We start from the raw sequence: 22,662 nt of genomic DNA, 5'->3' as shown, positions 1-22,662 counted from the left end.
TGATCAGGGTCTCGACCGCGACGCGGCTCTTCGGGTCGCCCTTGAGCATGGCGTCGAGAACGGCGTCGCTGATCTGGTCGGCGATCTTGTCCGGGTGGCCTTCCGTGACCGACTCGGAGGTGAACAGGCGGCGGGTCAACTCAGTGGCTCCTCATGCAGCGGCTGCTGACGTCGTCGTGGCTTTGGCGTTTGGGCGGCCAAGGCACTGCGCCGAGTGTAGCCCGATGGGGTGCACCACCGCGCAGGCGTCTCGCTTCGTGGCGGCGGCCTAGAGATCGGGAAGTGGATCCTTCGGCAGATCGCCCGGAGAGAACGCCTCGGTGTCCGCCGCTCCGACGACGGCGACGTATTCATCGTCGACCTCGAAAACGGTATCACCCAACCGTATCGTCGGCCCCTCACCGGGCCGCACGGGACCGAGTCGCGTTCTGCGCGGGTACCTGGCCCACACCACGGCCGGCTCGTTGTGGCTGAAGACCTTCGTCGCCATCACCGTCACCGACAGGCCGGTCACGACGACGATGTAGTGGGCCACTCCTCCCGACCCGACCAGGGTCACGGGGAAGACGTAGTGCAGTTCCTCGCCCGGGGGCAACAGGGATCGGCAGCGCTCTCTGACGGCGGCGGTGACCGGCATGGGATGGCCCTCTCGCTCCAGCGTCCAACTGGAGTATCCGCCCGGGGACGACCGTCATCAAGGCGTCGCCAGGCACGACGAGGTCACAATGGGCCATACCTCGTTAAATCGCCCCGTGGGAAGCGCCACGTCGGGGAGCCCCGCGTCAGGCGAGACGGGCGGCCACGAGATCCCAGACGACGTCGGCGAGGTCTTCCTTGGGGCCGCGCGGCACCTCGACGGGGTCGCCGCCGGCGACCAGGACCACGGCCGCGTTGTCGGGCGTGCCGAAGGCGAGGTTCGGCCCCACCTGGTTGACGACGAGCAGATCGCACCCCTTACGCGCCAGCTTGGCCTGGCCGTTGGCGAGGACGTCGTCGGTCTCGGCGGCGAAGCCCGCGATGACGGCGGGCGAGGGCTTGTGCCCCTCCCGGCGCCGGTCGCACAGCTCCGCGAGAATGTCTGGATTCTTCGTGAGATGAATGGGGTCAGGCTCGGCGGACGACTTCTTGATCTTCGAGTCGCTCCGCGCGGCGGGCCGGAAGTCGGCCACCGCCGCCGCCATGACGACCGCGTCGGCGGACTCGGCGGCCTCCAGCATCGCCGCCCGCAGGTCCAGCGCCGACTCCACGCGCACCACCGTGGCCCCCGCCGGGTCGGGCAGGGCGACGTTGGCGGCGACCATCGTCACCTGGGCGCCCCGCGCCACCGCCGTGCGCGCCAGCGCGTACCCCTGGAGCCCGGACGAGCGGTTGCCGATGAACCGCACCGGGTCGATCGCCTCACGGGTGCCGCCCGCCGACACCGCCACGCGGCGGCCGGCGAGATCGAGCGCGCGCCCGCCGAGGACGCGGCGGCAGACCTCGAAGATCTGGAGAGGATCGGGCAGCCGCCCCCGGCCGGTGTCGGCGCCGGTCAGGCGGCCCACGGCCGGGTCGATGACCAGGCAGCCGCGCTCGCGCAGGGTGGCGACGTTCGCGCGCGTGGCGGGGTGCTCCCACATCTCGGTGTGCATCGCCGGGGCGAACACCACTGGGCAGCGCGCGGTCAGCAGCGTGTTGGTGAGGAGGTCGCCGGCCAGGCCGTGCGCGGCCTTGGCCATGATGTCGGCGGTGGCCGGGGCGACGACGACCAGATCGGCGGCCTGGCCGATGCGGACGTGCGGCACCTCGTGCACGGACTCCCAGACCTCGCTGGTCACGGGGTTGCCGGACAGGGCCGCCCAGGTCGGCTCGCCGACGAACCGCAGCGCGTCCCGCGTGGGGACGACGCGGACGTCGTGGCCGGACTCGGTGAACAGCCGCAGCAGCTCACACGCCTTGTACGCCGCGATGCCCGCGCCGACGCCGAGGACGACCCTGGGCCTGGCGGAGGCCTGGATGTTCATCACGGGTGCGCGGACGGCGGTCGCGTCAGGTGCCCTCGACGGCCTCGGAGGTCAGCAGGCCCTCGGAGACCTCGCGCAGCGCGATGGAGAGGGGCTTCTCCTGGGCGTGGGTCTCGACGAGCGGCCCGACGTACTCCAGAAGGCCCTCGCCGAGCTGGGAGTAGTAGGCGTTGATCTGGCGCGCCCGCTTCGCGCCCATGATGACCAGGCTGTACTTGCTGTCGACGACCTCAAGCAACTGGTCGATCGGCGGGTTGGTGATGCCTTCGGCAACCGGGGCAGTGCCTGCCACGTCGTCGGCCTCTCAGTCGGATGTCGGATCGATCGAAGAATCGGTCTCGGCCTCGAAGAATACCAAGCGCGAAAGGCGCGCAGGTCGCGCGCGCGTGGCCGATCTTCACTTCATCAAGGCTATCAGCCGGACGCATACCTCGTTGACGGCCGTGTTGACCAGCGAAAGGTCGAACTCCTTCTCGGCGGCGAGCTCGACCCGGCCGGCGGCCAGACGGCGCTCGATGACGTGCTCCGGCTCGGTGCCGCGACCGCGCAGGCGGCTTTCCAGTTCCTCCCAGCTCGGCGGGGCCAGGAAGACCAGGAGCGCCTCGGGCATGGTCTCGCGCACCTGACGGGCGCCCTGGAGGTCGATCTCCAGGAGCGTGGGGACTCCGTCGGCGAGCTTGCGCTCGACGGGCGCGCGCGGCGTCCCGTAGCGGTTGCCGGCGAACTCCGCCCATTCGAGGAGCTCACCCGCGGCGACCAGGCGATCGAACTCCTCGTCGGAGACGAAGTAGTACTCGACTCCGTGCGTCTCGCCGGGACGGGGGGCCCGGGTGGTCACCGAGACCGACAGCCACACCTCGGGGTGGGACCGCCGAAGCTCGGCGACGACCGTGGACTTTCCCACGCCGGACGGCCCGGAGAGGACCGTCAGGCGATTGCCCGTCGGTCCGGAGGAGACGTGCGCCGCCTCCGGACTCCCGGATGAAGGCATACAGTCACCGCTACGTGTCCCGAACCCCCCGAAAACGGGCACCTCGTGGGCGCCGCCCTCTTCGGGCCAGGACGTACCGGTCACTCCACACCCCCGTAGATCTTGCTCCAGCTAACCGAGAATCAGCTCTCGGCGCCGCCGAACTCACGCTCCAGAGCGGCCCGCTGGTTGGCGCCGAGACCCCGCACGCGGCGGGACTCGGCGATACCGAGCCGCTCCATGAGCTGCTTGGCGCGGACCTTGCCCACGCCGGGGAGCGACTCCAAAAGTGCCGACACCTTCATCTTGCCGATGACGTCGTCGGTCTGACCATCCTTCAGCACCTCAGCCAGAGAAACCGCGCCGTGCTTGAGCCGGTTCTTGACCTCGGCACGCTCCTTGCGGGCTTTGGCAGCCTTCTCCAGGGCTGCGGCGCGCTGCTCGGGGGTCAGGGGAGGAAGAGCCACGCCGGGTCACCTCGAATTTCTGTCGATGTACTCGGACGGGAGGGGAAACTAGCTGGTCTTGGGCCTTCAAGCAACGTCAAGCCCAGTTTCTCCCCTCACAAAATTGTTTTCATCACTCTTCGTGTTCGAAGAATCGCATTCCGTCGACAAAACCCGCCTGTGCAGGCCCCTTTCGGGCTAGTCACCCCCGGACGGCCCGCCCCCGACCGGGCTAGTCCCGAAGGCCTTCGCGAACCACCCGCGGCGACGCCCGAACGGCGCGCGGGAACCGCCGGAACGGCGCCCGGAAAGCGTTCGCGAAGGCCCGCGCGGCGACGCCCGAAGCCCGCGCGGCACCGTCACGCGGGCCGGAGAACGGGTCGGGAGGAGGCCGCGGTGACGGGCGGCCGGGAGGAGGCGGCTCAGGCCGACAGGACGCGGCGCAGCGCCCCGGCGATGCGCGCGGCGGCGGCCCCGGGGTCGGCGGCCCCCGTGATGGGACGCCCGATCACGAGAAGATCGGCCCCGTCGGCGACGGCTTGCTCGGGAGTCGCTACTCTTGCCTGATCCTGGGTGTCGGAACCGGCGGGCCGCACCCCGGGTGTGATCAGCATGATGCCGGGCCCGACCTCCGCCCGCACCGCGGCGACCTCGCGGGGCGAGCAGACCAGGGCCTGGGCGCCCGCGCCCACGGCCTCGACGGCCAGACGGCGCACGGCGTCGCTCGCGGGTCCCCTGACTCCGATACGCTCCAGATCGGCCTCTGAGAGCGACGTCAGGGCCGTGACGGCGGCGATGCGCGTGTGCGGGGCGTTCTCGACCGCGGCCTTGATCATCGTGTGCCCGCCCGCGGCGTGCACGGTGAGGATGGCCGGCCTGAGACGCGCGACGGCGCGCGCGGCTCCGGCGACGGTGTTCGGGATGTCGTGCAGCTTGAGGTCGAGGAAGACCTGGACGCCCGTGGCGCCTCGCACCGAGGCGATCACGTCGGGGCCGTAACGGAGGTAGAGTTCGAGGCCGACCTTCACGGTGCTCACGTGCGGAGTGACCGCGGCCGCCCAGCGGGCCGCCGTCTCCAGGTCGGGTGCGTCCAGGGCGACGGCGATGGGTGCGGACGTCACAGAGAGCTCTCCTCGAGGTCGATACGGTGCCGGGGTCCCGCCCCGGGCGGACGGTGGGCCAGCCCGACCGCGTCGGCGAGACGCTCGAAGCCGCGCTCCTTGAGCAGGTCCTCGAGCTCCCGCAGGATGCGCAGGCAGGCGTAGGGGTCGTGGAAGAGTGCGGTGCCGACGGAGACGACGCAGGCGCCCGCGAGGATCATCTCCAGCGCGTCGCGGCCGGTCATGACGCCGCCCATGCCGACGATGGGCACGCCGGGCATCGCGGCGTGCACCTGCCACAGGCAGCGCACCGCGAGCGGCCGGATGGCGGGCCCGGAGAGCCCGCCGGTACCGGCGGCGAGCGACGGGCGCATGCTGTCGACGTCGATGCTCATGCCGAGCGGCGTGTTGATCATGGCCAGGGCGTCGGCTCCGCCGTCGACGCAGGCGCGGGCCACCGCGACGATGTCGGCGACGTCGGGAGCCAGCTTGGCGATGACCGGGACGTCGTACCGCATGGTCGCGCGCACCGAGGAGATCACCTCGGCGGAGGCCGCGGGGTCGCGGGCGAACACCCGGCCGAGGTCCTCGACGTTGGGGCAGGACAGGTTGACCTCGACCGCCGCGACGCCGGGCGCGTCCGACAGCCTCCGGGCCAGGGCGGCGTACTCGGCCACGCTGCCGCCCGCGACCGAGACCACGGCCCTGGCGCCCCGGTCGACCAGGCGCGGCAGCTCCCGCTCCAGGAACACCTCCACGCCGGGGCCCTGCAGGCCGACGGCGTTGAGCATGCCCGAGGGGGTCTCGGCCATGCGGGGGGTGGGCCGGCCGGCGCGGGGCGCCATGGTGATCGAGCGGGTGACGACCGCGCCCAGGCGGGCCAGGTCGAAGAACTGGGAGAGCTCGGCACCGGAGGCGGCGCACCCGGCGGCCGTGGTGATCGGGTTGGCCAGTTCGACGTGCGCGAGGTACGTCCGCATGTCAACTGACATTTCGGGTGTGAGCACCCCCCTCCTGTGCTCGTCCCCCGGGCGCGCCCAGGGCGTCGAACGGGATCGTCCCGATGTCCTCGAACCGCACCCGCTCGCCGCGGAAGACCGGCCCGTCCACGCAGGACCGTGCCATGCGGGTCACGCCGTCGTCGCCGATGACCGGCAGCACGCACGTCATGCAGACGCCGTACCCGCAGGCCATCGACTCCTCGACCGAAACCTGCACGGGGATGTCGAACTCGACCGCCACGGCGGTGACGCCGCGCAGCATCGGCATCGGGCCGCACGCGTACACCACGTCGGCCCGCGCGTCGGCGATCACCGAGGGCAGGGCGTCGGTGACCCGGCCGCGCAGGCCGAGCGAGCCGTCCTCGGTGGTGAGGGTGGTCGTCTCCCCCATGCGGCGGGCGCGCAGCGCGCCGAACACCCGGTCGGCGGAGGCGGCCCCGAGCACGAAGTCGACCCGGCAGCCGCGCTGCTGCAGCGTGTCGGCCAGCGCGAACAGCGACGCCGAGCCGTACTCGCCGCCGACCAGCACGCACGTGCACGGGTCGCGCGGCACGGGGAACGGGCGGCCGAGCGGGCCCACCAGGTCCAGGGTCTCCCTGGCCTTGCGCTCGGCCAGCCAAGCGGTGCCCCGGCCGCGCACGGCGAAGACCAGCTCCACCGTGCCGCCGTAGTCGGGCTTGACGTCGTGCACCGAGAAGGCCCGCCGCGACGGCATGGAGGTGTGCGGCCCGCCGACGGCCACGGAGACGAAGTGCCCGGGACGGAAGCGCTCGGCGATGCCCGGCGCCACCACGGTCAGCGCGTGGTAGGCGTCGACGCGGCGCGTCGTGAGCACCGTGCCCGTCACCTGCACCGGAGTTCCGGCCGTCTCCTCCACCTCCCGCCGCGGGGTCAGCCCCTCAGCCTCTTGGCGTGCTCCTGGAGCGACCGTACGCCCACGGAGCCCGCGGCGACCGCCTGGATGCCCTGCACGGCCGCCGCGAGGCCCTGCACGGTGGTGACGCACGGGATGTCCCTCAGGACGGCCGCGGTGCGGATCTCGTAGCCGTCGAGGCGCGGGCCCGACTGCCCCGGACTGCCGAAGGGGGTGTTCACGATGAGGTCCACCTCGCCGTCCAGGATGCGCGTGACGATCGTCGGCTCACCGTCCGTGCCGGGGCCGTCGCTCTGCTTGCGCACGATCTTGGCATGGACGCCGTTCCTGCGCAGCACCTCGGCGGTGCCCTCCGTGGCGAGGATCTCGAAGCCGAGGTCGGCGAGGGCCTTCACCGGGAAGACCATCGCGCGCTTGTCGCGGTTGGCGACCGAGACGAACGCCCGCCCCTTGGTCGGCAGCGAGCCGTACGCAGCGGACTGCGACTTGGCGTAGGCCGTGCCGAAGACCTCGTCGATGCCCATGACCTCGCCCGTGGACCGCATCTCGGGCCCGAGGACGATGTCCACGCCCCGGAACCGGTTGAACGGCAGCACGGCCTCCTTGACCGCGATGGGGGCGTCCAGGGGCATCGTGCCGCCGTCGCCCTCGCGCGGCAGCATGCCCTCCTCGCGCAGCCCGGCGATCGTGGCGCCCATCATCACCCGGGCGGCGGCCTTGGCCAGCGGCACGGCCGTCGCCTTGGAGACGAACGGCACCGTGCGGCTCGCGCGGGGGTTGGCCTCCAGGACGTACAGGATGTTCGCCGACAGGGCGTACTGCACGTTCAGGAGCCCGCGCACGCCCACGCCGCGGGCGATGGCCTCGGTGGCGGCGCGGATGCGCTTGATGTCGAACCCGCCGAGCGTGATCGGCGGCAGCGCGCACGCCGAGTCGCCCGAGTGGATGCCGGCCTCCTCGATGTGCTCCATCACGCCGCCGAGGTACAGCTCCTCGCCGTCGAACAGCGCGTCCACGTCGATCTCGATGGCCTCGTCCAGGAACTTGTCGACGAGCACGGGGTGGTCGCTGGCCGCGCCGGCCCGCTCCATGTACGCGCTCAGCGTGTCCTCGTCGTAGACGATCGCCATGCCGGCGCCGCCGAGGACGTACGAGGGGCGCACGAGCACCGGGTACCCGATCTCGCCGGCGATCAGCCGGGCCTGCTCGACGGTCACGGCGGTGCCGTGCCGGGGGGCCGGCAGCCCGGCCTCGGCGAGCACGCGGCCGAACGCGCCGCGCTCCTCGGCCAGGTGGATGGACTCGGGGCTGGTGCCGACGACGGGCACCCCGGCGTCCTTGAGCGCCTGGGCCAGGCCGAGCGGCGTCTGGCCGCCGAGCTGGACGATGACCCCGGCGACCGGCCCGGTCTCCCGCTCCGCGTGCACGACCTCCAGGACGTCCTCCAGGGTGAGCGGCTCGAAGTAGAGCCGGTCGGAGGTGTCGTAGTCGGTCGAGACGGTCTCGGGGTTGCAGTTGACCATCACGGTCTCGTACCCGGCGGCCGACAGTTCGAACGAGGCGTGCACGCAGGCGTAGTCGAACTCGATGCCCTGCCCGATGCGGTTCGGCCCGCTGCCCAGGATGATCACCTTGGGCCGGTCGCCGTACGGGACCTCGGTCTCCTCGTCGTAGGTCGAGTACAGGTAGGGCGTCTTGGCGGCGAACTCGGCGGCGCAGGTGTCCACGGTGTTGTAGACCGGCCGCACGCCGAGCCCGTGCCGCAGCGCCCTGACCTCGGCCTCGGGCAGGCCGCGGAGCTCGGCGATCTGCGCGTCGGAGAAGCCGTGGCGCTTGGCGCGGGTCAGCGCCTGCGCCGTCAGCTCGCCTCCCGCCAGCGCCCGCGCCTCCTCGTCGATCAGGAAGAGCTGGTCGAGGAACCACGGGTCGACGTTCGTGGCGTCGTACAGCTCCTCCAGGGTGGCGCCGGCCCGGATGGCCTGCTGCATCGTGCGCAGCCGCCCGTCGTGCGGCGTGCGGCAGGCCGCCAGGAGCCCGTCCTTGGCGCCGGGGTCTCCGGCCCACCCGAAGGACGATCCCTTCTTCTCCAGCGATCTGAGGGCCTTCTGGAGCGCCTCGGGGAACGACCTGCCGATGGCCATCGCCTCGCCCACCGACTTCATGTGCGTGGTGAGCGTCTGGTCGGCCCCGGCGAACTTCTCGAACGCGAAGCGCGGCACCTTGACCACGACGTAGTCCAGCGACGGCTCGAACGAGGCCGGGGTCTCGCGGGTGATGTCGTTGGGGATCTCGTCCAGGGTGTAGCCGACGGCGAGCTTGGCCGCGATCTTGGCGATCGGGAAGCCGGTCGCCTTGGAGGCCAGCGCGCTGGAACGCGACACCCGGGGGTTCATCTCGATGACGATCATGCGCCCGGTGCGCGGGTCCACGGCGAACTGGATGTTGCAGCCGCCGGTGTCGACGCCGACCTCGCGGATCACCGCGATGGCGACGTCGCGCATGTTCTGGTACTCGCGGTCGGTCAGGGTCATGGCCGGGGCCACGGTGACGCTGTCGCCGGTGTGCACGCCCATCGGGTCGATGTTCTCGATGGAGCAGACGATGACGACGTTGTCGGCGCGGTCGCGCATGACCTCCAGCTCGTACTCCTTCCAGCCGAGGATGGACTCCTCCAGGAGCACCTCGGTGGTCGGCGAGGCGTCGAGCCCGGCCCCGGCGATGCGCCGCAGGTCGTCCTCGTCGTAGGCGAACCCGGAGCCGGCGCCGCCCATGGTGAAGCTCGGGCGGACGACCACCGGGTAGCCCAGGTCCCGAGCCCCGGCGAGGCATTCGTCCAGCGTGTGGCAGATGACCGACCGGGCGGACTCGGCGTTCAGGCCGTGCTCGGCGGCGACCTTGGCGACGATGCCCTTGAACAGCTCGCGGTTCTCGCCGGCTTGGATCGCCTCGATGTCGGCGCCGATCAGCTCGACCCCGTACCGCTCCAGCACGCCCGCCTCGTGCAGCGCGACGGCGGTGTTGAGCGCGGTCTGGCCGCCGAGGGTGGGCAGCAGGGCGTCCGGCCGCTCCTTGGCGATGATCTGCTCGACGATGCCGGGCGTGATCGGCTCGACGTACGTGGCGTCGGCGAACTCGGGGTCGGTCATGATGGTCGCGGGGTTGCTGTTGACCAGGACCACGCGGTAGCCCTCGGCGCGCAGCACCCGGCACGCCTGGGTGCCGGAGTAGTCGAACTCGCAGGCCTGCCCGATCACGATCGGCCCCGAGCCGATCACCATGATCGTGGAGATGTCCGTGCGCTTAGCCATTCCCGTCCTCCGCCGTAGAACCGGTGTGCCGCCCACGCGCGGGCAGGCCCGCGGCCGTGCCCGTCCCGCCTTCCATGAGGGAGCAGAACTCGTCGAACAGGCCCGCCGCGTCGTGCGGCCCCGCGGCGGCCTCGGGGTGGTACTGGACGCTGAACGCCGGCTGGTCGAGCAGGCGCAGCCCCTCGACGCAGCCGTCGTTGAGGTTCACGTGGCTGACCTCCGCCCGGCCGTACGGCGTCTCGAACGGGCCGTCGAGCGGCGCCTCGACCGCGAAGCCGTGGTTGTGCGCGGAGATGTCCACCTTGCCGGTGCGGCGGTCCTGGACGGGCTGGTTGACCCCGCGGTGGCCGTACCGCAGCTTGTAGGTGCCGAGCCCGAGCGCCCGGCCGAGGATCTGGTTGCCGAAGCAGATGCCGAAGACGGGCCTGCGCGCCTCCAGCACGCCCGCCAGCGTCTCGACGGCGTAGTCCGCCGCCGACGGGTCGCCCGGGCCGTTGGACAGGAACACCCCGTCGGGGTCGAGGGCCAGGAGGTCGGCCGCCGTCGCGGTGGCGGGCAGCACGTGCACCTCGCAGCCGCGCTCGGCCATGCGGTACGGCGTCATCGCCTTGATGCCGAGGTCGAGCGCCGCCACCGTGAACCGCTTGGGCCCGCGGGCGGGCACGACGTACGGCTCGGGCGTGGAGACCTCCTTGGCGAGGTCGGCGCCGACCATCGACGGGCTGGAGCGCACCTTGCCGGCGAGCTCCTCGACCGTGGCGGAGGGGGCGGTGAAGACCCCGGCGCGCATGGCCCCGCGCTCGCGCAGGTGGCGGGTGAGCGCCCGGGTGCCCGGCATGGCGATGCCGACCACGCCCTGGCGGCGCAGCTCGTCGTCCAGGGAGCGGCGCGAGCGCCAGTTCGAGGCGACCCGCGCGGGCTCGCGCACGACGTACCCGGACACCCAGATGCGCGAGGACTCCGGGTCCTCGTCGTTGACGCCGGTGTTGCCGATGTGCGGCGCGGTCATCGCCACGATCTGCCGGTGGTAGGACGGGTCGGTCAGCGTCTCCTGGTAACCGGTCATACCGGTGGAGAAGACCATCTCGCCGTAGGTCTCCCCCTCGGCGCCGTAGGAGACGCCGTGGAAGGCGCGGCCGTCCTCCAGCACGAGGACCGCCGGGGTCTGCCGGGTCACCTGGTCTTCCCTTCGACGAGGACGGGCCGGGTCGTCACGTCAGCTTCCCTTCGAAGACGGTCGGGCGGCCGCGCAGGAAGGTCGCGACGACCCTGCCCGGCAGCGTCATGCCCACATAGGGCGTGTTACGGCTCTTGGAGGCGAACCCGTGCGGGTCGACGGCCGACCGCGCGGAGGGGTCCACCAGGGTGAGGTTCGCGGGGGCGCCCGCCTCCAGCGGGCGGCCGTGGCCGGACAGGCGGCCGATGCGGGCGGGCCGGGCGGACATGCGGTCGGCGACGCCCGCCCAGTCCAGCAGGCCCGTCTCGACCATGGCCTCCTGGACGACCGACAGGGCGGTCTCCAGGCCGATCATGCCCATGGCCGCCGCCGGCCACTCGGTCTCCTTGTCCTCGACCGGGTGCGGCGCGTGGTCGGTGGCCACGCAGTCGATCGTGCCGTCGGCCAGCGCCTCGCGCAGCGCCTGGACGTCGGCGTCGGTGCGCAGCGGCGGGTTGACCTTGTAGATCGGGTTGTACGGGCCCGCGGGCGAGGACTCGGCGCGGGCGTCGGTGAGCAGCAGGTGGTGCGGGGTCACCTCGGCGGTGACGTTCCAGCCCTTCGACTTCGCCCACCGGATGATCTCGACGGAACCGGCCGTGGACACGTGGCAGACGTGCAGGCGGGAGCCGACGTGCGCGGCCAGCAGGCAGTCACGCGCGATGATCGCCTCCTCGGCGACCGCGGGCCAGCCGGTGAGGCCGAGGCGGCCCGACACCGCGCCCTCGTTCATCTGCGCGCCCTCGGTCAGGCGGGGCTCCTGCGCGTGCTGGGCCACCACGCCGTCGAACGCCTTGACGTACTCCAGCGCCCGCCGCATGAGCACCGCGTCCGAGACGCACACCCCGTCGTCGGAGAAGACCCGCACGCGGGCCGCGCTGTCCGCCATCGCGCCGAGCTCGGCGAGCTGCCGGCCCGCCAGGCCCGCGGTGACCGCGCCCACCGGCTGCACGTCGCAGTGCCCGGCCGCCTGGCCGAGCCGCCACACCTGCTCGACCACGCCCGCGGTGTCGGCCACCGGTGAGGTGTTGGCCATCGCGTGCACGGCGGTGAACCCGCCGAGCGCCGCCGCCGCCGTCCCGGACTCCACCGTCTCGGCGTCCTCCCGGCCCGGCTCGCGCAGGTGCGTGTGCAGGTCGACCAGGCCCGGGAGCGCGATCAGGCCGTCGGCGTCCACCCGGGTCGCGCCGGGCGCGTCCACCTCGCCCGGCGCCCCGGCCTCGGCGACGAGGCCGTCCCTGAGCAGCACGTCACGCGGGTCGCCCCCGAGCACGCGGGCGCCCCTGAGAAGGTAGATCACTGGTTCCCCCCGATCGCGGGCTCGGAGCCGGACAGAAGCAGGTACAGCACGGCCATGCGGACGGTCACGCCGTTGGTGACCTGCTCGACGATCGTGGAGCGCTCGCCGTCGGCGACCTCGGCGGCGATCTCCATGCCGCGGTTCATCGGCCCCGGGTGCATGACGATCGCGCCGTCCGGCATGCGGCCCATCCGCTCGGGGTCCAGGCCGTAGCGGCGGCTGTACTCGCGGGCGGAGGGGAAGTAGGACGCGTTCATGCGCTCGTGCTGCACGCGCAGCATCATCACCACGTCCGTCTTGGGCAGCACCGCGTCGAAGTCGTAGGAGACCTCGCACGGCCAGTCGTCCATCGCCACCGGCAGCAGCGTCGGCGGGGCGACGAGCGTCACCTCGGCGCCGAGCGTGTGCAGCAGATGGACGTTGGAGCGGGCCACCCGGCTGTGCAGCACGTCGCCGACGATGGTGACCCGGCGGCCGTCCAGCTCGCCGAGGCGGCGGCGCATCGTGAAGGCGTCGAGCAGCGCCTGCGTGGGGTGCTCGTGGGTGCCGTCGCCGGCGTTCACCACGCTGCCGTCCACCCAGGCGGCCAGCCGGTGCGGGGCCCCGGACGCGCCGTGGCGGATCACCACCGCGTCGGCGCCCATCGCCTGCAGCGTGAGCGCGGTGTCCTTCAGGCTCTCGCCCTTGGAGACGCTCGACCCCTTGGCCGAGAAGTTGATCACATCCGCGGACAGGCGCTTGGCCGCGGCCTCGAAGGAGATGCGGGTGCGGGTGGAGTCCTCGAAGAAGAGGTTCACGACCGTGCGCCCGCGCAGGGTGGGCAGCTTCTTGATCGAACGGCCGGACACCTGGGCGAGCTGCTCGGCGGTGTCGAGGATCAGCAGTGCGTCCTCGCGCGACAGGTCGGCCGTCGACAGCAGGTGGCGCTTCATCGCTGGCCTCCCCTCAGCAGGACGGCGTCCCGCTGGTCGGTCTCCGACAGGCAGACCCGCACCGTCTCGGCCCGGGAGGTGGGGAGGTTCTTGCCGACGTAGTCGGCGCGGATGGGCAGCTCGCGGTGGCCGCGGTCGACCAGCACGGCCAGGCGGACCGCCGTCGGGCGGCCGAGGTCGTTGAGGGCGTCCAGCGCCGCGCGGACGGTGCGGCCGGAGTAGAGGACGTCGTCGACCAGGACGACGATGCGGCCGTCCACCCCGTCCTCGGGGAGGTCGGTGCGGCCGAGGGCACGGGCCGGCCTGAGCCTCAGGTCGTCGCGGTACATGGTGACGTCGAGGGAGCCGAACGCCACCGGGCGGCCCTCGACCTGCTCGATGCGGTCGGCCAGCCTGCGGGCCAGCACCGTGCCGCGGGTGGGGATGCCGAGCAGCAGGAGCTTCTCCGGGCCCTTCGCGCGTTCGAGGATCTCGTGCGCGATGCGCGTGAGCGCCCGGTTGATGTCCGGGGCTTCCAGGACCGCGCGCTCGCCGTCGAGCGGGTCGCCGTTGCGCGCGACCTGACGGTCATCGTCGCGCGCGTCGTGACGGTCGCCGGCATGGGCGTCGCGCCGCGCGTCCTCGTCGACGTCGCCGAGGTCGTTCCGGCCGGGCCGGGCACCGTCGTGCGCCTGATTTCGGGCGCCGTTCATGGAGGTCACCGCCTTTCCCGCCTCACAGGACGGGGTTTAAAGGATCTGGTGCCTTCACGTTAGCAGCCTGTCCGAGAACATCCCGAACCGGTTCGCCCTTCCCAACCTGGGCGGATACCCTTCCGCTGACCTGGGGGGACGTCGCCGCGACGGCGTGCGCGGCCCGGCCCCGCCCGCGCGGCGGGACGGCCCGCGGTCACGCGGATCCGCGCGGCGCGGGCCCCGCGGGCGCGGCGGGAAAGGCGAAGGGGCGGAGACGTGGGGAACGGGAGCGGCGATTGTGACCGCCCAGATCAGCACCCGACCGGACAGGATTCGGCATCTTTTTTCCAATCAGCTTGACCAATCACGCCCACACCTTTACCGTCACTGTCCGTAACCACACCTCGCGACGTACTCGGGTAAACCGCGACGCTCCGGTCACCGATGGTGCCTGCCCCGGGTCCCAGACCCGAGCGCCGCCGCATTCGTCGCTAGGCGCACAATAAGTGAGAACGTTCATAGAAAGCCGGGGGCCAACCAATGCCGTCTGACTACGCCAAGTCGCTGGGCGCGCGACTCCGCGCCATCCGCACCCAGCAGGGTCTATCACTGCACGGGGTCGAAGAGAAGTCGCGCGGCAGGTGGAAAGCCGTCGTCGTCGGCTCCTACGAGCGCGGCGACCGTGCTGTGACCGTTCAGAAGCTCGCGGAGCTGGCCGACTTCTATGGGGTTCCGGTCTCCGAGCTGCTTCCCGGGGGCTCCGCTCCCGCGCCGCTTGGCCCGACGCCCAAACTGGTGATCGACCTGGAGCGGCTCGCCCAGCTCCCCAAGGAGAAGGCCGGGGCCCTCGCCCGCTACGCGGCCACCATCCAGAGCCAGCGTGGCGACTACAACGGCAAGGTGCTGTCGATCCGCCAGGAGGACCTGCGTTCCCTCGCGGTCATCTACGACAAGTCCCCCACCGAGCTGACCGAAGAGCTCATCACGTGGGGAGTGCTCGACGCCGAGGCGCGCCGCGCCGTCGAATCGTTCTGAGAGCCGTTCCTGTCGTTCGGTTCTGAGAACCTTCGAACCGTTCCTCCAGGACCCTCTGCCACCGACGTGCGGACCGGGGATCACGGGGCGATCCCCGCACCCGCCGTCACCCTGTGACGGCCCTGCCCCTCCACGCCGTCCACCCGGAACACGGTCCGCCCATGGCAGCGCACAACGGGGTGCGACGCGGCCACGACACGACCGGCCGAGAACACACGGCACCACTCCGGAAGCGGCGCGCGACGGGGTGCGACAACAGGCTCTGCAGGTGGCCCGGCCGACATACGGCGACACGCTCTGAGGGGTGCCGGGCCGACATGCGGCGGCACGTTGAGCCAGGCGCGACCGGATGCGCCATCGGCTGCCGGGACACCCGTCCTTCCGCGGTTTCGCCATGCCGGAACGGTTTCGCCATGCCGGAACCGGGTGTCACGCCATGCGCAGGCGTGGGCGGGTCAGCCCGCGAGGGGCGAATTCACCGGGAGGGCCGACTGGCCCGGGACGCCGAGGATGTCCTCGACGACGGCGACGAACGTGCGGGCCTCGCCGATCAGCTCGTCGGCGTCCAGCGCCGACACCACGCGCACCATGCCGGCCTCGGCCATCGCCCGCTTGCGCGCGCTCTCGGCGAAGTAGGCCGCCCACCGCGTGAGCTTCGGCTCGGCCTCGGGTAACAGCTCCCACGCGCTGCGCAGCCGCCGCCGGCGCCCGTCCATGGGCCGCGGGAGCGCCGCGAGGATCGCCGCCGCCGCACGAAGCGCCGCGAGGTGAGCCGAGACGTAGCGCTCGGCCGCGGTGCGCGTGGCCGCGGCGTCGGCCAGGCAGGCGTGCGCGTCGGCGAGATGCGCGCGCACGGTCTGGGAGACCCGGGGACCTTCTCCGGGCTGTCGAGTCATGCCACCCTCCTTGGGTCGTGGCCCCGGCGGTGACCGCCGGTGATAACACCGTCGCAGATGCCACCGACAATTCCGATGGCCTGCGGGCCCATGGTCACTTCGGCGGGCTCGTCCCTCGCTCTCTCGGCCCCGCCGGCGGCCTGACGCCAGGGCGGTCGCGGGGTGTGGCCCCGCCTCCGCCGCCTGTCGCTCCAGAGGTGTTCGGTAGAGGTGCTCGGTCCGCGGATCTCGGGTCGTCGTCGGGGTGTCGTGCGGTTTCAGGAGATGCGGTGTCGGAGATGTCGGAGATGCGGTGGTTCGGAGACAGGTCTCGGCATGCCGGTCACTCGCGGCCGGACGAGGAGCTTCCCCTCTCCCCGTCCGGCCAGTGCTTCGCGCGGCGGGCTCACACGACGCTCACCCGCCGGGTAGTGAGGGCAGGCCGCGAGTCCTGCCCTCACTATGTCGAACATAAATTCGATGACCCGCGATGTCAAGCATCACGCGAACAAAGGTTCGATCATGCGAACGACGTGCGGTTCGAACACGACCACGACCCGGGGACGACCACGGCGTTCCAGCGCGCCCGCGAAGCACGGCCCCACCGTACGCAGGAGGAGGCCGCACCGGCCGGCCCGGACACGCGGGGATACGGGAAGAAGCCGAGCCTGGCGGGGCGTCCGGCGCCTTCGGGACGCGAAAAGGGCCGCGAGCGTCGGCTCGCGGCCCTTGGACCGCCGGTTCGGCGGCGGGTGAGTGTCCGGCTCAGCGCCGGCTCAGCGCCAGGTCAGCGCTGGAACTTGCCCCGGACGTGGACCGGGACGCCGGTCCCCAGCAGGGTCGGCAGCGCCTCGGCGACGTGCATCGGAAGCCGGACGCACCCGTGCGAGGCGGGCGCGAGCGGGACCGACAGCGCGCCGTGCAGGGCGATCCCCCCGTTGAAGAAGATCGGGTTGTACAGCTGCCCGAGGTAGGACTTGTGCCAGCCCGACCGCCGCCAGGTGGTCTTGAAGTCGCCGGTGGGCGTCCTCGCGTCGCCGCAGAACCTCTGGACCTTGCCCTGCCAGGTCGCCGTCTCGCAGTAGGGGATGCCGCTGCCCGAGGAGATGTGGGTGATCAGCTTCACCTGCCCCGCCTGGTACAGCACGGCGATCTGCTTGGTCAGGTTGACCTCGACCCGGTCGGGCTTGCCTTTCGGGACCAGGATCTGCGGCGCCTTCGGGTTCTCCAGCGCCCGCCACGTGCGCGCGCTGACCGTGCTCGTCGGCGACAGGCCCTGGACCTTCTGGAACGCCCACACGGCGGACTGCGTGGTGCCCCCGTAGCGCGAGTCGATCTTGCCCGGCGCGTAGCCGAGCTCCCGCAGCCTGGTCTGCAACTGCTTCACCGCGGCGCCCTTGGCGCCGATCTTCAGGCTGACGTGCGGCGCGGTGAACGGCGTGACCGCAGTCCGCGCGCTGACCGGCGTCGTGTGGATCGTGACAACCGCGCTCGCGCCCCCGGCTCCCCCAGCCAGGTCGCTCCGCTGGGTTCCCGCCGCGTGACCCGAGACGAGCCCCGAGGCGAGCACGGCTCCCGCGGTCAGCACCGCCGCGGCGGCGAGCCGCCTTCCAACCCCCATGTCAAAACTTCCTCTCCGCAACACCATGATTGGATGACGGACACTAGCGCAATGATCACCTCCGCCCGCCTACAGTCACGGAGATGTAATGAATGGCTGATGCCGGTCAACCTGTTTAGAGTGTCCGGGTGCCAGAAAAGTTGCATCCGACCGTCCTGAAGGTCACCACGGCGCTGCGCGAGGCCGGCGCCATGGGCGAGGTGGTCGTGTTCGATGACGCGGTCCCGACGGCCGCGGCCGCCGCGGCCCGGCTCGGCTGCGAGGTCGGGGCGATCGCCAACAGCCTGGTCTTCGACGCCGACGGCGAGCCGCTGCTGGTGCTCACCAGCGGCGCCCACCGGGTCGACACGGGCCTGGTCGCCGGCCTGGTGGGGGCGTCCAAGGTGAAGAGGGCCGCCCCGGACTTCGTGAAGACCGCGACGGGGCAGACGATCGGCGGCGTGGCCCCGGTCGGGCATCCGGCGCCGATCCGCACGCTGGTCGACACCTGGCTGGGCGAGCACAAGGTGGTGTGGGCCGCCGCGGGTCACCCGCACACCATCTTCCCGACGACGTTCGACGAGCTCGTGCGCATCACGGACGGCACGCCCGCCGACGTGGAATGACCGGTGGCGCGCGGCACCGCGCGGTCACGGGACGGTGACCGATCCGGCACCCCGCTCCGAGCCGTCCGGATCTTCGCCGGGGAGGCACCCGAAACGCCGGTTTAACGCCCCGAAGCGCGCTCTGAGCCGGTTCGGCCGTGCCTCTTCGCGGTCCTGCTAGTGTGCGACGAGTGATCGAACTGCGACGCGCCGGTGCCGAGGAGTTCACCGCTGAGCTGGATGCCGTGATCGACACGTACACCGCGGCGATGCGCCCTCCGGTCGAGCAGCTCTCTGGCCGGCAGAGCATCATGCGCAACCACGCCACGTTCCCCGACTTCGCCTGCCTGTTCGCCGAGACGCCCGGCGGGCAGATCGTCGGCTTCGGGTACGGGTTCCACGGCGCGCCGGGGCAGTGGTGGCACGACGTCGTGCGCCGGGGCCTGGCCGAGCGCGCGGGCGCGGGGGTCGCGGCGGCGTGGTTCGAGAACGCGCTGGAGATCGCCGAGATCCACGTCCACCCCGGCTACCAGGGCAAGGGCATCGGCCGCAGGCTCGTGCGGGGCCTGTGCGAGGGCCGTGCCGAGCGCACGGCCGTGCTGTCCACCCATGACCAGCCGACGGCGGCGCGGCACCTCTACCGCCGGCTGGGCTTCGTCGACCTGATGGGGATGTTCGTCTTCCCCGGAGGCTACGAGCGGTACGCGATCGTGGGCAGCACGCTCCCGCTCCTTCCTCCGGACTAGCCGCGGCCGCCGAGCAGCCGTCGCAGGTTGCCGGCGTAGACCTTCTCCAGCACCTCCGTCGGCAGGTCGATTCCCGAGATGCGCCACCGGCCGTTGGGCGGGGGGTCCTTCGGCGAGTAGGGGAAGTGCTCGTCCGCCGTCTCGGCGAAGCGGAAGTAGATCTCGTAGACCTCCCGGCGCGGAGGGATCTGGTCGGTGCCGAACAGGACACGGTCGCGGTGGCGCATGATGAGCTCACGCGTCCGGCGCGGCTGGCGGCCGAGCTCGGCGACGCGAGCGGCGATGTCGATGCAGAGGTTCGGGTAGGCGCCCAGCATGCGGTCCACCCACGACAGGTCCTCGGCGTGGCAGCCGGCGTGCAGGCCGATGAAGGCGGTGTCCGGATTGGCCGCGACGAGGGCTTCCAGGGCGGCGATCAACCGTTCGAAGCGCGGGTAACGTTCGTCCGCGAACGACCACTCGGGATGCCGCAGCAGCTCTTCCAGCCGTTCGTTCCGTTCGTCGACCGGGTCGAAGAACGCGACGGGGTCGGCGGTGTGGATGGCGACCGGCACCCCGAGCTCCGCCGCCTTCTCCCACAGAGGCGCCAGACGGCGATCGTCCGGCGAGACCAGGCGCCCGTCGCCGTCCCGGACCTCCAGGCCGAGGTCCTTCCACACCTTCAGCCCCCGTGCGCCGCTCGCCACCGAGCGGGCGAGGTCGCCGGCGAGCCGCTCCCCTGGCCGGGGCTCGGCCAGCGCATTCCAGTCGACGTGGCAGAACGTCGCGAACCGGTCAGGATGCGCGCGATCGTACCGGTCAAGGTTCGCCTCCAGCTCGCCGCCCCACCGGCCGTCGAGGTTCACCATCGCCGCGATGTTGCAGGCCTCCATGAGGTCGATCAGCTCCGCCACGTCAGGAACCGCCCAGTCACCGCCGGTCAGCCATCGGCCGAGATGGGCGTGGGCGTCCATCGCCGAGACGGCGGCCCGCGCGCGACGCCGGTTCGGGGCACGCATGCGCGAGTAGGGCCTGTAGTCGCGAAGGCGCAGGTCGGCGAGGTCGCCTGGCTCCGGCATCGTCGTGCCCCTCACAGGCGCGACCACGCCCGGCGGATCCGGGCGTAGTCGTCGGGGGTGAACGCCTCACCGGTGGTGTCCAGGTGGGTGGCGTAGAGCAGGCTCGGCACGCCGAGAACCGGCTGCAGGTCCATGTACTCGCGGAACGCCGACAGGGAGGGCATCGGATAGCCGTTGGTGTCGATCAGCCAGCCGGGATCGGCTATGCGCGCCATCGACGCGCTGTGAGTGGCCTCCGCCACGACGGAGTCCGGGTACAAGGGCCAGGGGCTGATGCGGACCATGTCCTGGACGTCGGCCATGTAGGGGTTGGGCGACTGCCCGCTCAGCAGGGCGTCCGGCTTCACCTCCTTGGCGGTCTCGTACAGCAGGGCCAGCACCTCGCGGGCCGCCTCGATGCCGAACAGGCGGCCCGAGCCGTGCGGGAACGCCATGCCGTAACTGCCCGGTGTGGCCGACAGGTGGTCGATCTTCAACCCGTCGGCGTCGAGGCCGTCGGGGCCGAGCAGCCTGCGGATCTGCTCCCGGACCCGCTCGCGCACGGAGGGCAGGGTGACGTCGACGGCCAGCTTCGTGCCGGGCGCCAGTGCGTTCAGCGGAATGTTGCCCTGCGGCGTCTTGGCGCGCCGGCCGGGCCGGTTGCGCCGGCCGCGGCTCTGCTCCGGCTGATAGCGGATGCACTCGCCCGCGGGGATGCCCTCGGGGTCCCAGGGGCCCCACCACAGCAGCACGCGCCTGCCGAGCCGATGCTGGCGGTCGATGAAGCCCCGCAGGTCGGGCCACCTGCCGGTGTCGACGTCCTTCAGCCCGCCGGCGAGAAACCAACGAGCGTCGATGGTCAGCGTGCCCCAGGGAAGGTCGTGGGCGTCCAGCCGTTCGACGAGATCGCGGTAGGTGGCCTGAGTGCACAGCGTGTACGCGGCGTTGTCGGGCGGCCGTTCGGCGCTGCTACGGACGCGGAAGAGGTCGGCCTGGTAGCACTGGTGACCCCAGCCGCACACGATGGGCCGGCTCCACCAGTCCGGCTGCTCCCTGCGCGGCCTCGGCACCAGGCCGGACGCGTGAAGCACCTCGACGTAGTCCGCCACGGCCTGCTCGGCGGTGGCGGCGGGAACGATGACCATGCGTGGCGTGTGGAACGTGCCGGTGATCCGGCGGGCGCCCCAGCCGCTCACCGCGAGCGCGAAATCGCTTCCGCCGTGGTACTCGAAATCGGAGAAAAGATACTCGCCCGGCTCCACCGCCAGGCCGAAGGCGAGCCATTCACGACCGGGGTCCGCAGCGACCGCGAAACACAGCGGGCCGGGATTGGCGATGAGATTACCGCCGCAGTAGTCGGTGTCGCCGGTGACGCTGATCAGGCCGTACTCGAAAGGCTCGAAATGCTTGCTGCCGTGATAGTTCGGCTCCGGAGAGAAGACCCGGCTGAACGCCACAGGAGAACCGGCCGAGTATTCCCGGGCCGGGGTGTGGCCCCGGTCGACCAGGTGCCTGGTGCGCAGAGAATAGTCCCGGTGGCCCTGGTCCGGTATCGAGTCGAAGTAGCGGATGACGTCGAGATCGCCTGTGCCGTACACCTCGGCATGGAACTCCAGGTGCTCGGCATAGACGTCCAAGTGGTACCGCTTGTCCCACAGGGTGCTCTTCGCGGCCCAACTCAGCCGCTCCCGGCCTCCCTGGACCTCAGCGCCCAGCCAGGTGACCGAGACATTACGGTCCAACGAATCGAGGGTCTCGACACTGACGTGTAATCGCAGGGATTGGCTGAACGTCGCGAGATCGATGCACGCGGACGCGTTCTCAGGGTCTACCCGAACCCGCCACCGACCACGCGAGATCTGTATTTCGTCGCGCATCCCGTAACCTCGCCGCACACGGATGAGGATGGAGATCGCCGGAACCATGATGAGCCGTACATCCGGCATGCGAAGTAAACCACACCGGCAGCATGACTGAAAGACACCATCGCCCTCTCCAGGGGAAAACCGGGGAATTCATATCCGGACGGCGCTATCCGGCCTTCCTGCGGGCGAGGTAAAGCACCGTCACGTAGTTCTCGACGACCTCGCCGCCGAACTCCACGTCCACCAACGTCGCGATGTCACCGAGCAGGGCGGCGCGCTCGGCCTCGGGCAGATCGGTCACCTCGGTGAACGTGGCGAACAGCGCGGTGAGGCCCCGGCTGTCGAACGGGACCGACCAGCGGATGTCCTCCACCCGCACGTCGTCGAACATGCCCGCCCCGGCGAACTCCGCCAGCCAGGCGTCGTGATCGAGCGCTCCCGGCATGCCGCCGCCACCGCGCCCGAGCCGGTGACGACGGAACACGGCTTCCAGGGAACGGCGGAACGGCGTCTCCCGCTCGGGGTCGGCGTCGCGGTAGACCGTCCACCACGCGGCCAGCCACGCTCCCGGCAGCAGCGCCCGCCCGATCTTGGGGAGCGCGACGGCGAGGTCCAGCCAGTGGAGGCTCGTCGCGGCGACCGCGAGGTCGAAGCCCGCCTCCGCCGGCGTCACCGTGTCGAAGTCGGCCTCGATGACGGTGAGGGGCCGCCCCTGGAACCGGGCCCGCAGGTATCCGGCCAGGTGGGACCCCAGTTCAACGGCCACCACCTGGGCGCCCGCGCCGAGCAGTTCATTGGTCGCCTGCCCGGTGCCCGGCCCGATCTCCAGGACCCTGCGGCCCTCGGCGAGCCCGCAGACGTCCCTCAACCGCTCGAGCACCGCCGACGGGTAGCCCGGCCGCGCCGCATGGTAGCCGTCGGGGTCGGCGTCGAAACTCCACCTCCGCCGCAACCGGTCGCCGTCGCCCGCCACGTCACCTCCCCAGACCGTGGCCCTCACCGAGCCCGCGGACGTGGCCACGCCGCCACCGACGTCCTCGCCGTCATGCGGATCGGCTCCTCCGGCCATGGCCGC

22 protein-coding genes are annotated in these 22,662 nt (G+C 71.6%); 3 read left to right on the top strand and 19 right to left on the bottom strand.

From position 1 onward, the window contains the following. From DQ384_RS24975 to pyrR, 14 genes are all read right to left on the bottom strand, one after another. The coding region (locus DQ384_RS24975) for an S-adenosylmethionine synthetase N-terminal domain-containing protein (protein WP_245966758.1) at nt 1-139 on the bottom strand (139 nt) is incomplete at its 3' end. Between the two features lie 129 nt (nt 140-268). Beyond that, a complete protein-coding gene (locus DQ384_RS24970) occupies nt 269-637 on the bottom strand; it encodes a hypothetical protein (protein WP_114031280.1) in 369 nt (122 codons plus the stop codon). A 145-nt stretch (nt 638-782) separates the two neighbouring features. Continuing rightward, the gene (gene coaBC / locus DQ384_RS24965) at nt 783-2,003 is read right to left on the bottom strand and encodes a bifunctional phosphopantothenoylcysteine decarboxylase/phosphopantothenate--cysteine ligase CoaBC (RefSeq protein WP_114031279.1); all 1,221 of its coding nucleotides are present in this window, start codon (nt 2,001-2,003) and stop codon (nt 783-785) included. 25 nt (nt 2,004-2,028) lie between these two features. Further along, complete coding sequence (gene rpoZ / locus DQ384_RS24960; RefSeq protein ID WP_114031278.1) at nt 2,029-2,295, bottom strand: DNA-directed RNA polymerase subunit omega; 267 nt, start codon at nt 2,293-2,295, stop codon at nt 2,029-2,031. 105 nt (nt 2,296-2,400) lie between these two features. Then, nucleotides 2,401-2,994, bottom strand: a complete 594-nt coding sequence (gene gmk, locus DQ384_RS24955; RefSeq protein ID WP_114031277.1) for a guanylate kinase — start codon at nt 2,992-2,994, stop codon at nt 2,401-2,403. Nucleotides 2,995-3,116: 122 nt separating this feature from the next. Further along, nucleotides 3,117-3,440, bottom strand: a complete 324-nt coding sequence (mihF, locus tag DQ384_RS24950; RefSeq protein WP_114031276.1) for an integration host factor, actinobacterial type — start codon at nt 3,438-3,440, stop codon at nt 3,117-3,119. A 401-nt stretch (nt 3,441-3,841) separates the two neighbouring features. Next, entirely contained in the window at nt 3,842-4,540 is a 699-nt protein-coding gene (gene pyrF, locus DQ384_RS24945) for an orotidine-5'-phosphate decarboxylase (RefSeq protein ID WP_114031275.1), read from the bottom strand. Continuing rightward, complete coding sequence (locus DQ384_RS24940; protein ID WP_114031274.1) at nt 4,537-5,511, bottom strand: dihydroorotate dehydrogenase; 975 nt, start codon at nt 5,509-5,511, stop codon at nt 4,537-4,539. The genes pyrF and DQ384_RS24940 overlap by 4 nt, the downstream gene beginning before the upstream one ends. Next, nucleotides 5,501-6,373 (bottom strand): dihydroorotate dehydrogenase electron transfer subunit, encoded by an 873-nt coding sequence (locus DQ384_RS24935; protein ID WP_114031273.1) that lies wholly within the window; start codon nt 6,371-6,373, stop codon nt 5,501-5,503. The genes DQ384_RS24940 and DQ384_RS24935 overlap by 11 nt, the downstream gene beginning before the upstream one ends. Nucleotides 6,374-6,411: 38 nt before the next feature. Next, nucleotides 6,412-9,702, bottom strand: coding sequence for a carbamoyl-phosphate synthase large subunit (gene carB / locus DQ384_RS24930; RefSeq protein ID WP_114031272.1), 3,291 nt, complete (start codon nt 9,700-9,702; stop codon nt 6,412-6,414). Next, nucleotides 9,695-10,879, bottom strand: coding sequence for a glutamine-hydrolyzing carbamoyl-phosphate synthase small subunit (gene carA, locus DQ384_RS24925; protein ID WP_114031271.1), 1,185 nt, complete (start codon nt 10,877-10,879; stop codon nt 9,695-9,697). The genes carB and carA overlap by 8 nt, the downstream gene beginning before the upstream one ends. A 34-nt stretch (nt 10,880-10,913) precedes the next feature. Beyond that, on the bottom strand, nt 10,914-12,218 hold the full coding sequence (locus DQ384_RS24920) for a dihydroorotase (RefSeq protein WP_114031270.1): 1,305 nt from the start codon (nt 12,216-12,218) through the stop codon (nt 10,914-10,916). Then, nucleotides 12,215-13,150 carry an aspartate carbamoyltransferase catalytic subunit gene (locus DQ384_RS24915; RefSeq protein ID WP_114031269.1) on the bottom strand — a complete coding sequence of 312 codons (936 nt, stop codon included), beginning with the start codon at nt 13,148-13,150 and terminating at the stop codon, nt 12,215-12,217. Before DQ384_RS24915 ends, DQ384_RS24920 begins: the two co-directional genes overlap by 4 nt. Then, the gene (gene pyrR, locus DQ384_RS24910; protein WP_114031320.1) at nt 13,147-13,842 is read right to left on the bottom strand and encodes a bifunctional pyr operon transcriptional regulator/uracil phosphoribosyltransferase PyrR; all 696 of its coding nucleotides are present in this window, start codon (nt 13,840-13,842) and stop codon (nt 13,147-13,149) included. The genes DQ384_RS24915 and pyrR overlap by 4 nt, the downstream gene beginning before the upstream one ends. 522 nt (nt 13,843-14,364) lie before the next feature. Between pyrR and bldD the strand changes: the two genes are divergently transcribed. Then, on the top strand, nt 14,365-14,859 hold the full coding sequence (gene bldD / locus DQ384_RS24905) for a transcriptional regulator BldD (RefSeq protein WP_114031268.1): 495 nt from the start codon (nt 14,365-14,367) through the stop codon (nt 14,857-14,859). 455 nt (nt 14,860-15,314) lie between these two features. Here bldD and DQ384_RS24900 read toward each other — a convergent pair whose 3' ends face one another. Both DQ384_RS24900 and DQ384_RS24895 read right to left on the bottom strand, forming a co-directional pair. Continuing rightward, nucleotides 15,315-15,755: an SAV_6107 family HEPN domain-containing protein gene (locus tag DQ384_RS24900; protein ID WP_114031267.1), complete on the bottom strand. Its 441-nt coding sequence runs from the start codon at nt 15,753-15,755 to the stop codon at nt 15,315-15,317. Nucleotides 15,756-16,521: 766 nt separating this feature from the next. Beyond that, the gene (locus DQ384_RS24895; RefSeq protein ID WP_114031266.1) at nt 16,522-17,355 is read right to left on the bottom strand and encodes a L,D-transpeptidase family protein; all 834 of its coding nucleotides are present in this window, start codon (nt 17,353-17,355) and stop codon (nt 16,522-16,524) included. A 128-nt stretch (nt 17,356-17,483) separates the two neighbouring features. On the opposite strand from DQ384_RS24895, the gene DQ384_RS24890 reads away from it, so the two are divergent. Together DQ384_RS24890 and DQ384_RS24885 are read left to right on the top strand one after the other, a co-directional pair. After that, nucleotides 17,484-17,960, top strand: coding sequence for a YbaK/EbsC family protein (locus DQ384_RS24890; protein ID WP_245966751.1), 477 nt, complete (start codon nt 17,484-17,486; stop codon nt 17,958-17,960). Between the two features lie 170 nt (nt 17,961-18,130). Beyond that, nucleotides 18,131-18,685, top strand: coding sequence for a GNAT family N-acetyltransferase (locus DQ384_RS24885; RefSeq protein WP_114031265.1), 555 nt, complete (start codon nt 18,131-18,133; stop codon nt 18,683-18,685). On the opposite strand, the gene DQ384_RS24880 is transcribed toward DQ384_RS24885, so the two are convergent. The 3 genes from DQ384_RS24880 to DQ384_RS24870 all read right to left on the bottom strand — a co-directional run bounded on the left by DQ384_RS24880 (nt 18,682) and on the right by DQ384_RS24870 (nt 22,656). Continuing rightward, the gene (locus tag DQ384_RS24880; RefSeq protein ID WP_114031318.1) at nt 18,682-19,743 is read right to left on the bottom strand and encodes an amidohydrolase family protein; all 1,062 of its coding nucleotides are present in this window, start codon (nt 19,741-19,743) and stop codon (nt 18,682-18,684) included. The genes DQ384_RS24885 and DQ384_RS24880 overlap by 4 nt on opposite strands. A gap of 11 nt (nt 19,744-19,754) precedes the next feature. Further along, complete coding sequence (locus DQ384_RS24875; protein ID WP_114031264.1) at nt 19,755-21,464, bottom strand: TIM-barrel domain-containing protein; 1,710 nt, start codon at nt 21,462-21,464, stop codon at nt 19,755-19,757. 289 nt (nt 21,465-21,753) lie between these two features. Next, complete coding sequence (locus DQ384_RS24870; RefSeq protein WP_114031263.1) at nt 21,754-22,656, bottom strand: class I SAM-dependent methyltransferase; 903 nt, start codon at nt 22,654-22,656, stop codon at nt 21,754-21,756. Nucleotides 22,657-22,662 lie beyond the last annotated feature (6 nt).

Origin of the sequence: Sphaerisporangium album, assembly GCF_003323745.1 — a bacterium.
GTDB classification, from domain to species: Bacteria; Actinomycetota; Actinomycetes; order Streptosporangiales; family Streptosporangiaceae; genus Sphaerisporangium; species Sphaerisporangium album.
This window is presented reverse-complemented; position numbering and strand designations above follow the sequence as displayed.

Coding starts and splice junctions, on each gene's coding strand:
- DQ384_RS24940 (WP_114031274.1), bottom strand. CDS start 5,511: ATGTCAGTTGACATGCGGACGTACCTCGCGCACGTCGAACTGGCCAAC.
- DQ384_RS24870 (WP_114031263.1), bottom strand. CDS start 22,656: ATGGCCGGAGGAGCCGATCCGCATGACGGCGAGGACGTCGGTGGCGGC.
- coaBC (WP_114031279.1), bottom strand. CDS start 2,003: ATGAACATCCAGGCCTCCGCCAGGCCCAGGGTCGTCCTCGGCGTCGGC.
- DQ384_RS24900 (WP_114031267.1), bottom strand. CDS start 15,755: ATGACTCGACAGCCCGGAGAAGGTCCCCGGGTCTCCCAGACCGTGCGC.
- pyrR (WP_114031320.1), bottom strand. CDS start 13,842: ATGAACGGCGCCCGAAATCAGGCGCACGACGGTGCCCGGCCCGGCCGG.
- DQ384_RS24970 (WP_114031280.1), bottom strand. CDS start 637: ATGCCGGTCACCGCCGCCGTCAGAGAGCGCTGCCGATCCCTGTTGCCC.
- DQ384_RS24880 (WP_114031318.1), bottom strand. CDS start 19,743: ATGCCGGAGCCAGGCGACCTCGCCGACCTGCGCCTTCGCGACTACAGG.
- DQ384_RS24915 (WP_114031269.1), bottom strand. CDS start 13,150: ATGAAGCGCCACCTGCTGTCGACGGCCGACCTGTCGCGCGAGGACGCA.
- bldD (WP_114031268.1), top strand. CDS start 14,365: ATGCCGTCTGACTACGCCAAGTCGCTGGGCGCGCGACTCCGCGCCATC.
- carB (WP_114031272.1), bottom strand. CDS start 9,702: ATGGCTAAGCGCACGGACATCTCCACGATCATGGTGATCGGCTCGGGG.
- DQ384_RS24895 (WP_114031266.1), bottom strand. CDS start 17,355: ATGGGGGTTGGAAGGCGGCTCGCCGCCGCGGCGGTGCTGACCGCGGGA.
- gmk (WP_114031277.1), bottom strand. CDS start 2,994: ATGCCTTCATCCGGGAGTCCGGAGGCGGCGCACGTCTCCTCCGGACCG.